Source organism: Paraclostridium sp., assembly GCF_051657365.1.
Classification (GTDB): Bacteria; Bacillota; Clostridia; order Peptostreptococcales; family Peptostreptococcaceae; genus Paraclostridium.
Window position 1 is genome coordinate 1 of sequence record NZ_JBOFKN010000186.1, and the last position, 11,751, is coordinate 11,751.

Sequence of the window (11,751 nt, forward strand, 5' to 3'; positions counted from 1 at the left end):
CGGTTTCATTTTCGGTTGCACTTTTTTGCAACCAGTCTTTGCCCTCTTTTTTATCTCTTACTTTCCAAGTTTTTATCGTATTAAGAGATAATTTTAATTCCTTTGCTATTTGAGATAGACTCCCAAAACCTTCCTCATAAAGTTTTTTTGCATTCTCTTTGGTAGGCTCTCTACTTCTTGCCATATCTAAATCACCTTATATTTTTTCTATCTATTAAGTAATAAAAAAAATGGACATTTTTCTGTCCACTTTTCTAAAAATATTTCTATAAAAAATAACTACCCCTCATTTTTAATATAACTAATTTCTTTCTTAACTTATTATTAAGCCTTGAAATACAATGCTTTGAATAATCTAATGTTATTTCCAATTCTTTGGAGATTTCTTTATGAGATTTCTTTTGTACCTTCTTTCTAATCCATACTTTATACTCTATTTCTGTTGCTAATATTTTCCTTAAATCATCTATAAAATTCTCAGTTAATCTTTCTTCCATTATTCCTCCCAAATTTTATCTCTTACTTATTAATAAAAAAAGTGGACTTTTTTTAGTCCACTTTTCCATTAAAGTTAATAATTTTCATTTAGAATCTTTGTAGCTTTTTCATAAGCCAATTTATTTGTTTCAAATCTTTCTTTTATAAAATAAAAAAATGCTATTTTACATATTGGAAGCTCTATAAAAATAAAATTTTCAAAAGAATGAATGAAACGAAAACTTTCGTTTTTAGTTTTAAATATTAACAGTGAATTTAAATTTAAATCCGATTTCTTACGATATAATTTTTCTAAACTTTTTTTTAACAATAAAAATACATCTTCTGGATTTTCTGGTAAATTACTATGAAGCATTGATAATGGTATTGCCCTTAATGCTCTAATTTGATTATTATTTTTATAATCTTTATTCCAAGTTCTTCTTAAATCTAATATTTGGAATTTATAATCTATATATTCCAACCAAAATATTATTTCTCTTAATTCAGAATTGCTAAACTCTTTATCTTCTCTTAACATTTTTTCTTTTAAATCTTTTTCAAAATTTCCCAATAAATTAGAATTACACTCTTTGCAACAAGGAACAACTGTTTTATTATAGCTCTGTGACGATCCATTTATTGGTGTTATAAAAGATTTAGTCGGATTCCCTTCGAATCCCCACCTTGGAATAACATGTTCTTTTGTTAAATCATCTTCAGACCCACATAATATACAAAAACTATCACTTAAATTATCCAATTTTTTTTTAGTTATTTTTCTATTATTTTTTATTTTTCTTTGTAATTTTTTTAAAGATTCATTTTTCAATATTAACCATCCTTTTTATTTACATTTCATATTTATCTCTGAAAAAAGTTGACATCCACCACCACATAACTCCATATTTATGCAATTAATACATTCTTTTTTTGTAGTATCTTTTCTAAAATCCTTAAATAATTTTGAATTATTCCAAATTTCTAAGATTGAGTTATCTTTTATATTTATCCCATTTTTTTGCTCAACCATAAAAGAACATGGATAAAAATTTAATTTTTCATCTATAAATGCTGAAAATCTAGCTGCTTCGCATCTTTCTATCGAACTTGGAGAAATTTCTTTTAAAAAATTTACTATATAAGATATCGTACAACTGTCAAAACCAACCTTAAAATTAAAATCATCTTTTGATATTAATGTAAAAAATTCTTCCAACTGATTGGTTTTATTTAATAATTTTTCATAAAATTTCAAATTACCCACTGGTTTATAATTTAAAAAAACTATTGCATTTATATTTTCTAAAAACTTTGGCTTCTCTTTCAACCATTTAATTGCTATATCAATAGTATTTGCTGATAAAATAAAATGAATATTTGTTTTAATTTTTTCACTCAGCAAAATATTAATACTTTCATAAAAATAATTATCATTACTATAGCTAACTGCAACTGCTCCACAATATTTTTTTGTTGATTCTAATATTTTTTTTGTTAATCCTCTACCATTAGTGGTGTATGATGGTACTATTCCATACTCTCTAGTAGTTTTTAATATTTCACAAAATTGAGGATGCTGATTGGGATTTCCTCCCCCTAATGCTATTTGAAAAACATCACATTCTTGAGCTTGCTTTAGAATTAATTTATATTCTTCTAAAGACATATGAACTCCATGAATATTTGAATTCCTATAGCAATAACTACATCCCTTATCACACCAATTAGTTATCGAAACATCTAAAAGTTCAGGTCCATGCTTTGAATATTTAGGTTCTTTAAACCCTTTTTTTTCTATTCTCAATAGTATACCTGTTTTATTATTAAATAATACTGAATAATTTTCCTCTTCAAATCTTTTAACTATTACCATGCATTCGCCTTCCCGTTAAAATATATTTCATCATTTTTTATAAAAAAAATCTCCTCACAAAAAAAACTTTCTAAAAACTCTCCATCACTACTTAAATATCCTCTATATATTTTTTTTCCATCTTTTATCATCTCTTTTATTTCTTTTATTTCTTTTTTAGTAAAATCTCCATCTTCTTCATCCAAACTCTCAATTTCTTCTTCAGTCATTTCAGTAAAATTTAAACAATATAAAAAATCTAAAAAAATATCCTTTAATATAGATCCTTTTTCTAATCCAAAAGCTATTGCTAATTTTTCTTTTGAAAATTTACCTTTAAAAGCTAATATAAAAGAAGTCGATGAACTATTTGTTATAAAATCTTTCTTTATCTTCATTCTTGTCTCCTATTCAAAATAATTAGTTATCTTTTTAAAAATTTCTATTGGTGAAATTTCATCATCTAAAAATCTTGAAATTCCATAGTCTTCCTTAATTTCTAATTCGGTACAATAAATTTTCTTATTATTATCTTTTAATAATTTTTCTATAATAATCTCATCTAAATAATGATATTTTTCTAGATATTCTTTAAAATCATTATATTCTTGACAATAATACTCTTTAAATTCAAAATTTAAATCTTTTGTTCCTAGAAATATAAAATTATATAATCTTTCTATAATTTCTCCAAAATAACTATTTTCAATTACATCAAAATATCTTAAAAATTCTTCTTTCTTAGGAATTTCTTCTATCGTATAATAAATACTCCCACCATATGTCGGATTACCCAATATATATATCATTGTCTTCTCCTATTATTATTATTTCTATCTCATCCAAATTTAGCATATTGATTCTCTTTTTTTCAAATTCTCTTTTTATTGCATTTATTCCTTCTATTAAAATAATATTTTTGCAATCTTTTAAAACTTCTATAAATATCTCTTTAATATTACAATCTATATTTTCAGTTAATTTCTTAATATTCAAAATTATTTTACTACTCAAAGAGTTCCGCCTATTAATCGAATATAACATAATCAAAAAATGTAATTTCATATCTACTTTCCAATTTTTGTTATTCATTATTTTTTCTATAGTTTCTTCTAAATGCTCTTTATGTTCTTTATAATAATAATAACTATACCTGTCTAAACCTAAGCTTTCATTGAATGCTTTTTTATATTCTTCTGACTCCATTCTCTTTACAAATGAAAAAGCTGTATAAATATTTAAATTAATGTAATCTTCACTGTATCTTTTCAAACAATTTGAAAAGATTTCTCTAGCGTATTCCCCCTTAAAATTAAATACTTGTTCCAATAATTTTAGATCTTCTGTTGTAACATCAACATCAGAAAGAAAAAATATATAATCTATAAATGCTTCTTTTGCCCACTCCTCTTCTTCTAAAGCATATAATATTTCATGATTTGTTTTTTTGGCATAATGATAAATATATCTACCTACTCCTTCTCTTATTGAAAATTCTTTTATTTCTTCCATTTTTTTTAATATTTGTATTGTTGAATAATTTTCTATTAAATACGTTGCTAACATAAAGTCTCTGTATTCATCAAATGTAAAGCTTATAACTTCATTTTTTACTTCTCCCATTCTCATGGAATATGAAACTAAATCCTCTTTAAAAATAACATCTTCGTGCACTATTTTTTTCAATAGATTTTTTTCATTTATAATTTCCATTGGAATCTGTACATAGCTATTATTATCTAACATATACTTTATAATTTCATCAAAAATTTGAATTAATTTTTTTGCATCTTCTTGATCTATATTTTTTATTTTTTCTTTAGTATAATTTTGAAACAAGTCATACTTATATAATGAATCAAGGGAAACATATGTTTTTCCTCTATATGCCTCACAAAAAAATCTTAATAATAATGGACTTTCCAATAATTTTTCTTCAACTTCACTTCCTATTCTATTGATATCAACACAAATATTAAAATATTCAAAATATTTTTTAAGTCCTTTTTTTCTTAATTCAAAATCATTTAATAAAAAAACACTATTTAAATAATACGTATTTTCATCGTTTTTAAATTTTAGTAACTCTTCAAAACGTTCTTCAAAATATTCCTTTCTACATGTTATTAAAATTTTTATATTCTTATATTTTTTCATTACTCCAATAAAAACCTCTAAATTTATTGAAAATTCTCTTATTTTATTATTCTCATTTAAACCATCAATTATAAACAAAACATTTCTTTTTTCTTTTTTTCCAATTAAATCTAATCTCCTAAAAAATTCATCAAAATTTATATTAAAAGGTTCTAAAAATTCATTTTTAAGAGTATTTAGTATGTTTCCATCTAAAATTTTATATGCTGATAAAAATATTGAAGCCTGATTTTTCCTTATCATAGTTCTATCTACAAAATCACATAAAAGTGTAGTTTTTCCTTTTCCAGCAGTATCCAATATAAAAAAATTTCTACATCTCAATATTTTTAATAAATTTAAAATTTCTCTTAATTTATATGAAGATATCAAAGCCCTTCCAAATAATCTATACTTTAAACTTTTATAATTTTCAATATTCATATTTTTATACTTTTCTATTATTTCTTCTTTTTTTTTAAACATTTCAGAATATTCTAAAGTTTCCACTATTTTCTTATAAACTAGATTAGAGTACTCAAATATATTATCAAGTGATACAGTATTTTTTAAGTCACAAAAATCATCTAACTTTATAATTGGAAGATTCAATTTTTCTAATCTTGAGTTTATAAATGAAAAATCTAAGTTTTCTATTTTTTCTAAAAGTTGTTTAAAAAATAATATTGGATCACTAAAATATCTTATCTGGTCTTTTATTTCGTTTATTTCTATGTGAACATCTCTCAAATATTTTTTACTTCTCATATTCATTTCTATATTTTCTGATGCTTTATTTAATAACCAACTTCGAAATAATGATTTATGTTCAATTTCAATTCCATATTTTATCAAAACTTTTGTGAAATTTTTTATTTGTTGAACCCCTAATCCATCGCCTAAATAAACTTTTACTATACCAATTATTTGATTATTTACTATAACAGGGGAACCTGAAAGACCACTAATATACCCTCTAAAAAGTCTATTTACATCGTCTGAATATAATTTCAGATCTATCTCATCTTCGGGACGACTACAGCTATCCAATTTTAATTCTTGATCATTTATTTTTCCTACAATAACTTTTCCTATATCTCCGGCTTCTTCTGGGTAACCGAACGTGCTAAAAGTATCTCCTCTAAAAACTATATCATCACATAATAAATAATTTACTCCTAATTTTAATGGAACTTTTAATTTTAATATCGCTAAATCCAAAGGTCTATCTAATTTTTCAATTAATATGGCTTTTGTCTGAATTTTTAAAAACTTAAAATTTATCTCTAATTCTTCACCTATTTCATTTTTTTCAACACAATGTCTTGCAGTTAATATATAATTTTCATTCACTAAAAAACAACTTCCAGTTTCATTAATTTCCCCAACTATATTTTTTAAATTCTCCATTTTTATACTCCCTATATTTTAATGTAGTTACGTATCTCTATCTCATAATTATATTTTTTTCTTAACTCAATATTATCTTTTAACTTATCAATCCATCGATCATGTGATTTATTTCTTGTATTTAATAATATTTTAATTTTATTATTAGAATTCACTATTAACTTTGCAATTGTTTCCTTATTTGGATGCTCGTGGTTACCGCTTCCATCTGTAGATATAAAGTAATTTAAACAATTTATCCTATTAATAAAATCTGTTGAAATATTATTTTTACTTCCATGATGAGATAACTTTATAAAATCAAATATAATCTCATTTAGATTTGAATATATTTTACATAATTCTCTATTATAAACACTTAGTGAAGCATCACCTAGAAATAATATTTTTTTATTATTATATTCAATCAGAAAAGCTATTGATGTCTCATTGCTTATAGTATTACTTTCTACATCCTTTACTTCTGATAACTCAATTATATTTCTATGAGAATTTATCTCTATCACTTCTGTAGTCTGCTCTTCATTTTCTATATTACTTACAAATTTTTCAAAGTATTTATTCAAATCATTATTATAAATATTCATTTCTTGTTTTGATAAAAAATCTATTTTTTTATTAAATTCTTCATCTAATTTAATCAGTGAACTCATTTCTGGAGACAATATTCTAAAAAGAATTGGTCCTTTACTTATTATTGTTTTTCCTGCTGTATTTATTGAAAAATAATCAAACGATTCATTTATTTTGTACTTCCCTTCTAATAATAAATCGCTTAATTTTTTCATTTCATTTATTCCTATTTCTCCAAAATATTCATGATTATCAATAGTTTTTATCTCTTGTTTTAATTTTAATTGCATACTTGCATCTAAATTAATATTTATTTTTTCAGTAGGCGAATTGAAATATGAATTAAACCAAACTTCCTTTATTTTTATTATCTTACTTTCTTCATTAGATCCATTTTCTTCTATCAATTTAATAATCCCACTTATATGATCATTATCTATATGTGTTACAATTAATAAATCTAATTCTTCTCCTCTAGCTTTAATTTTTTCTAATTCTAATTTTATTTCATCTTTATATGTACTACTATATCCACCATCTATTAAAATATTAAATTTTTCCTCAGGAAAATATAAATAAAAAGAATCACCATTTTTTGCATTAAAACTTTTTATTTCTATCATTTTATCTGCCCCCCCTTTTTTATATTTATTATACTCTTTATAAAAAAAAAGAGCAAATCACTTGCTCTTCAAAATTTCACTTATTAATTTCACATGTTTATTGTGTTTATAACCATTTGGATATTCCATATTAAACTCAATATTTAAAGCTTCTACATAATCATCTTCAGCTAATCTCTTTGGATTTCTACAAATAGCATATATTTGACTTCCACTTCCCATAGTTTCAACATTATTAAAGTATTTTAAGCAAATCTCTTTCAAGGATTCTTTTGTGTGAAACTTTTGAAGTGTCCAAACTCCATTTCTAAAGGTAGCTGAGAAATTATCTTTATCTAAAAACTCTAAACTCCTAACTTTCTCAATACATCTACTACTATTTAGAGTTGAATCAATCTGCCCCTTATTTCTAGTTCCTATGTATAAACTTCCATTCTCTTTTAATAAAGCATTACAAGTAGTTAATACATATTTTTCAAAATTATTAGATGTTATTGAATTTATAACACTATCCAGTACTACATAGTCATATAATCCATTCTGCTTGATATCCATTTCAAGCTTTAATATCATCTTTACTACTTCTCTAATATCTATAGCTTCTTGGCCTTTAAATTTAAAGTGTGGCTCATATGGAAGTAGTTTATAACCTAACTTTGATAACTTAGATACATAATCACACTGTCCTGCTCCAAAATCTACCCCTCTTTCATCTTTAGAAATATTCTTTAAAACATAACCTTCATACAAAGATGATTTATTATCTTTTATCCCACCTCTTAATCTATTCATTTGACAATTATGTTGATTATAAGTTTTTATTCCTAGAGCTTCATAATTATATTCCCCATAATCCACGCTCATATACCTTAAAAAAGCTTTTACTTTATCATTTGACAGTTTATACACTAATACTCGTTTATTTAACAATTTACAGGCAATAGCATAGTCAGAATTTTGTATTATACTTCCTTCTTCATCAATAACTACACTTCCCCATTCTCCATACTTTGAAATAAGCCTAGAAATCTCTTTTACAACTGCAGCATTTTTATTTTCTTTAAAGTTTACATGCATACAATCAATAAAAGTAAAATTTTCTAACTCAATATTTTGTGGATCTTTTATAGTTACATTAGTTTTATTTGTTTCGATACTATTATGAAATAAGTTGAATCTAATTTCATCCTGGAGAGATACATCTTTTATTCTTATAGCAGGACAAGTTTTTAAACCAATAGCTTTCATAGCTTTAGTTCTTTGGTGTCCTGCTGTTAGTATATTCTTACTTCCATTTACAATAACTGGTTTTAATACTCCAAACATCTTTAAACTTTCCTGAAGTAATTTAAAGGCTTTTTCATTAATCTTTCTAGGGTTATAATCAGCAGGTTTCAATTTATCTATCTCTATTTCCCTTATAAATTCCATTTTATGCATCAACTCCTAAAATATATGATACAAAACCAAAGTCAACTCCCATTTCGTTTATATACTCTTTATACTTAGCTTCTAACCTTTCTAACTCTTCATCAGTTATAATAACCTTCCTAGTTCCAAATGTTAGTTTTAAAGAAGTTTCTCTTGATATCTCATTCTGTTGTTTGTCTATTGCTAAAACTTCTGGAATATCTAAATTCTCTATCTTTAACTCGCTTATTTCCTCTAAAGATAATCCTGTTAATTCTAAATCTGCTTCTGCTAGTTCTAATTTTTCAATAACTAACTTTGCCATTTCTTCATCTATACCAGTCATTAAAACTGAAGTATTATCCATCATCATTATTTGTAACTTTTTTTCTTCACTTAGATTACTAATCTTTAAACATGGAACTGTCTTTTCTCCTGTTTCTTTTAATGCTAATACTCTTCCATGACCTGCTAGTATCATATTCTCTTCATCAATAACTATAATACTGTTAAAACCTAATTTATCTATACTCTTCTTTATTAACTCTATCTGTTCCTGAGTATGAATTTTAACATTATTTGGATTATCAATTAGTTTCTCAATATCCATTATTACTACTTCTCTTTGTGAATCAATTATAAATTTTACCATAATTTCCTCCCATTTATTTTTATCTACTATAAACAAAAGAAAAAAGTGGACATAAATCTGTCCACTTTTATTCATAATTTTTTTTAAATTGTTTTACAATTTTGTTTTTTAATTCCATTTCAGCTTTTTCGCCAGACGTATAGTCTACATCTATACTTAAACCCATAAATCCTTTTCTAAAAAAATCTTCTGATAAATCCTTCTCTTCTAAACCTATAAAATAAATTTCCTTCAAAGATTTTATTAAAGCGCCATATCCAACAGTTTTTGTCCATATACCATTAGCCCATTCTTCTGGAAAAAGAATTTTAATGGCTTTAAACATATTCATTAATATCTTATAAATCACTTCATCTTTTTCATCTATAAACAAGCTTCTAAATGGAAGCTTTTCATCTTTCGATAACTTTTCATTTTTTTTCGATTTACTTAAATCTTCATCTGGATTTCTAGATAGTAACGTTAATAATTGTTTTACAAAAGTCCCTTGTGAGAGCGTTTCAGTCCCCTTTTCCTTCTTTCCAAGCATCTTTAGTCTTTCAAAAAATGGAGAATATTTATCTTTATTTGCTAATCTCGCTATTTCATGACAAGTTTTTTGTGGGCTTCTGTTAGAAGATAATGAAAATAAATCAAATATTAAGGAAGGATTTATTTTTGCTTGTTTACTATTTATTGTTGAAAAAACATAAGCTTTTCCTTCTTCTTCTAAATCAAACATTAATACAACTGGTAATTCAAATTTATCAATAGTTGAATCTTTTACCTCTCTAAAAGCTTGAACTCTGTGTTGACCATCAATAATTTCTCCAATGCAATCTATTCTCTCTATATCTAATGAAAAAATCCCTTCATTTTCTATCAATTCTTTTTTTACTTCTGAAGTAGCAGCTATAATGATTGAAGTTGGAAAAGTCGCATCTTTCTCCCTAATATAATTACATATCTCTTTCATTCTTCCTAAACTAAGCTCTCTTTGAATTCCACCTTCTTCATTTCTTCTGTTTATTGTTGTTTTATTGATTAGAATATTTGCAGGTATAACACTCATATAAAATTCACCTATTGGCTGTGTTACTTTCAATAATTTCATTATAATCTCACTCCTTCACTAGTCATAGATAAATCATCAGCTTTTTCTTTTAATTTTTTTACACTTTCATCTTCTTTTTTTACATATTCTCCTAAATCATTATACTCTTCATATCTTTTTATTAAATCAACGCAAAAAACATAAAAACATATCAATAAAACTAAAATGAATATAATAATTTGAATATAATCTTTTTCTTTTGCTGTAGCATAAAGCATAATATTTAACAGTATTAAAAGCATAATTAAAATCTGAACTACAATTTTTATATTTTTATGCTTTATTTCTACATTTTTATCTCTTGCCCATTCTACTTCCTCTACTAATATTGTATTCAATGAGCAAGCTAATAATGATAAGCTTATTATATAGAAATCTCCTTTTGGTAACCAATCTGCTACTCCACCTTTTCTAACTTTAAAAAAATTATCAAATATTATCCCAGACATACTAACTCCCACGGTAAAAACTCCCCATAATAGCACTTTCATTTTTTCCCTTTTCCATATACTTAATGGCACAAAAATATATTCTTTTATTGATGACTCGATATATTCTCCTACTATTAATATTTTTTTTAACATATTTCCCCCTATATTTAAAATTTTTATATATATCAAATATAAAATAATAATTGATATATATATAACTATATTTAAGAAAATTTCTAATAATATTTTCATTCTTAGAAGCTCCTTTTTAAAATATTTCTTCTATAAAATAATATTAAATATTTTATATAATATTTAGTATTATTACAAGTTATTTTATTTTGTAAAATTTTTAAAAAAAATTACTTCCTCTCATTTTTAATTTTATTAAATATTTTTTTAATTTTCTATTTAATCTACTTACAGTTTTTCTAGCAAAATCTTCAGTTATTCCTAAGTCCTCTGCAATTTTTTCATGACTATGATTAAACCTTTTCTTTCGTCTCCATATTTCCAATTCCAACTCAGTAGCTAAAACAGTTCTCAAATCCTCTAATAAAGCCATTTTTATAGATTTCTCTTTTTTATAAGTAACACTATCTTTTATGGTATATTCTTCTATTGGTTTCATTTCCCCTCCCACTACACTGCATAACCTACTATCTTTATAGCCTCTTCTAACGATCTAACTACATGGTATTCTTGGCCTTGTTTTTTAAAACTCTCTTCTACTAATTTTTGTTCTTTACTTTGCCTTCCTATAGGTGTTTTAACTTCCATAGCAATAGTTCTTCCCTTAGATATAATCAAAATATCTGGAATACCTTTCTTACACCCTCTCGGAAGTTTTCTAAAAACTATTTTTCCATCAGCTCCTTTATTAACTGGTGGAATGTTATTTAATCGACTAAACCAAATTTTACCTTGGTTCTCTAATATACCTAAATAAGTTATTATTGCTGCTTGAATATCTGTTTCTTTCATGTTATCTCTCCTAAATAAATTTGATTTTTCTAATTTTATGTAGTAATTAAATATTATCTTACTTTTTCATATGTCTGGGATTTAGTGGGGAAAAAGCTTCTTAGAAG

The 11,751-nt window shown here is 24.6% G+C and carries 14 protein-coding genes; all 14 read right to left on the minus strand.

Going from position 1 to position 11,751, the window contains the following annotated elements; all coding sequences use genetic code 11:
- Nucleotides 1-184, minus strand: a 184-nt coding sequence (locus ACRCYC_RS14780; RefSeq protein WP_438532266.1) for a DUF1804 family protein, incomplete at its 3' end; no start/stop codon positions are given.
- Nucleotides 185-266: 82 nt separating this feature from the next.
- A complete protein-coding gene (locus ACRCYC_RS14785) occupies nt 267-497 on the minus strand; it encodes a hypothetical protein (protein ID WP_438532267.1) in 231 nt (76 codons plus the stop codon).
- Nucleotides 498-571: 74 nt separating this feature from the next.
- A complete protein-coding gene (locus ACRCYC_RS14790; RefSeq protein WP_438532268.1) occupies nt 572-1,309 on the minus strand; it encodes a hypothetical protein in 738 nt (245 codons plus the stop codon).
- 15 nt (nt 1,310-1,324) lie between these two features.
- Complete coding sequence (locus ACRCYC_RS14795; protein ID WP_438532269.1) at nt 1,325-2,353, minus strand: radical SAM protein; 1,029 nt, start codon at nt 2,351-2,353, stop codon at nt 1,325-1,327.
- Entirely contained in the window at nt 2,347-2,730 is a 384-nt protein-coding gene (locus tag ACRCYC_RS14800; RefSeq protein ID WP_438532270.1) for a hypothetical protein, read from the minus strand. The genes ACRCYC_RS14795 and ACRCYC_RS14800 overlap by 7 nt, the downstream gene beginning before the upstream one ends.
- A gap of 9 nt (nt 2,731-2,739) precedes the next feature.
- Nucleotides 2,740-3,141 (minus strand): hypothetical protein, encoded by a 402-nt coding sequence (locus tag ACRCYC_RS14805; RefSeq protein ID WP_438532271.1) that lies wholly within the window; start codon nt 3,139-3,141, stop codon nt 2,740-2,742.
- Nucleotides 3,122-5,878 (minus strand): trypsin-like peptidase domain-containing protein, encoded by a 2,757-nt coding sequence (locus ACRCYC_RS14810; protein WP_438532272.1) that lies wholly within the window; start codon nt 5,876-5,878, stop codon nt 3,122-3,124. The genes ACRCYC_RS14805 and ACRCYC_RS14810 overlap by 20 nt, the downstream gene beginning before the upstream one ends.
- Before the next feature lie 11 nt (nt 5,879-5,889).
- On the minus strand, nt 5,890-7,074 hold the full coding sequence (locus ACRCYC_RS14815) for an MBL fold metallo-hydrolase (RefSeq protein WP_438532273.1): 1,185 nt from the start codon (nt 7,072-7,074) through the stop codon (nt 5,890-5,892).
- A 57-nt stretch (nt 7,075-7,131) separates the two neighbouring features.
- Nucleotides 7,132-8,505, minus strand: a complete 1,374-nt coding sequence (locus tag ACRCYC_RS14820) for a ParB N-terminal domain-containing protein (RefSeq protein WP_438532274.1) — start codon at nt 8,503-8,505, stop codon at nt 7,132-7,134.
- Nucleotide 8,506: 1 nt separating this feature from the next.
- The gene (locus tag ACRCYC_RS14825) at nt 8,507-9,136 is read right to left on the minus strand and encodes a ParB/Srx family N-terminal domain-containing protein (RefSeq protein ID WP_438532275.1); all 630 of its coding nucleotides are present in this window, start codon (nt 9,134-9,136) and stop codon (nt 8,507-8,509) included.
- 67 nt (nt 9,137-9,203) lie between these two features.
- Complete coding sequence (locus ACRCYC_RS14830) at nt 9,204-10,229, minus strand: DGQHR domain-containing protein (RefSeq protein ID WP_438532276.1); 1,026 nt, start codon at nt 10,227-10,229, stop codon at nt 9,204-9,206.
- Nucleotides 10,229-10,813 (minus strand): hypothetical protein, encoded by a 585-nt coding sequence (locus ACRCYC_RS14835; RefSeq protein ID WP_438532277.1) that lies wholly within the window; start codon nt 10,811-10,813, stop codon nt 10,229-10,231. Before ACRCYC_RS14835 ends, ACRCYC_RS14830 begins: the two co-directional genes overlap by 1 nt.
- 199 nt (nt 10,814-11,012) lie before the next feature.
- Nucleotides 11,013-11,291 (minus strand): hypothetical protein, encoded by a 279-nt coding sequence (locus tag ACRCYC_RS14840; RefSeq protein WP_438532278.1) that lies wholly within the window; start codon nt 11,289-11,291, stop codon nt 11,013-11,015.
- Between the two features lie 11 nt (nt 11,292-11,302).
- Nucleotides 11,303-11,644: a VRR-NUC domain-containing protein gene (locus ACRCYC_RS14845; RefSeq protein ID WP_438532279.1), complete on the minus strand. Its 342-nt coding sequence runs from the start codon at nt 11,642-11,644 to the stop codon at nt 11,303-11,305.
- Nucleotides 11,645-11,751: the final 107 nt, after the last annotated feature.

What these genes read in the sequence shown, in the direction of transcription:
- ACRCYC_RS14785 (WP_438532267.1), bottom strand. Translation starts at nt 497, where the DNA reads ATGGAAGAAAGATTAACTGAGAATTTTATAGATGATTTAAGGAAAATA.
- ACRCYC_RS14795 (WP_438532269.1), bottom strand. Translation starts at nt 2,353, where the DNA reads ATGGTAATAGTTAAAAGATTTGAAGAGGAAAATTATTCAGTATTATTT.
- ACRCYC_RS14800 (WP_438532270.1), bottom strand. Translation starts at nt 2,730, where the DNA reads ATGAAGATAAAGAAAGATTTTATAACAAATAGTTCATCGACTTCTTTT.
- ACRCYC_RS14805 (WP_438532271.1), bottom strand. Translation starts at nt 3,141, where the DNA reads ATGATATATATATTGGGTAATCCGACATATGGTGGGAGTATTTATTAT.
- ACRCYC_RS14810 (WP_438532272.1), bottom strand. Translation starts at nt 5,878, where the DNA reads ATGGAGAATTTAAAAAATATAGTTGGGGAAATTAATGAAACTGGAAGT.
- ACRCYC_RS14815 (WP_438532273.1), bottom strand. Translation starts at nt 7,074, where the DNA reads ATGATAGAAATAAAAAGTTTTAATGCAAAAAATGGTGATTCTTTTTAT.
- ACRCYC_RS14820 (WP_438532274.1), bottom strand. Translation starts at nt 8,505, where the DNA reads ATGGAATTTATAAGGGAAATAGAGATAGATAAATTGAAACCTGCTGAT.
- ACRCYC_RS14825 (WP_438532275.1), bottom strand. Translation starts at nt 9,136, where the DNA reads ATGGTAAAATTTATAATTGATTCACAAAGAGAAGTAGTAATAATGGAT.
- ACRCYC_RS14830 (WP_438532276.1), bottom strand. Translation starts at nt 10,229, where the DNA reads ATGAAATTATTGAAAGTAACACAGCCAATAGGTGAATTTTATATGAGT.
- ACRCYC_RS14835 (WP_438532277.1), bottom strand. Translation starts at nt 10,813, where the DNA reads ATGTTAAAAAAAATATTAATAGTAGGAGAATATATCGAGTCATCAATA.
- ACRCYC_RS14840 (WP_438532278.1), bottom strand. Translation starts at nt 11,291, where the DNA reads ATGAAACCAATAGAAGAATATACCATAAAAGATAGTGTTACTTATAAA.
- ACRCYC_RS14845 (WP_438532279.1), bottom strand. Translation starts at nt 11,644, where the DNA reads ATGAAAGAAACAGATATTCAAGCAGCAATAATAACTTATTTAGGTATA.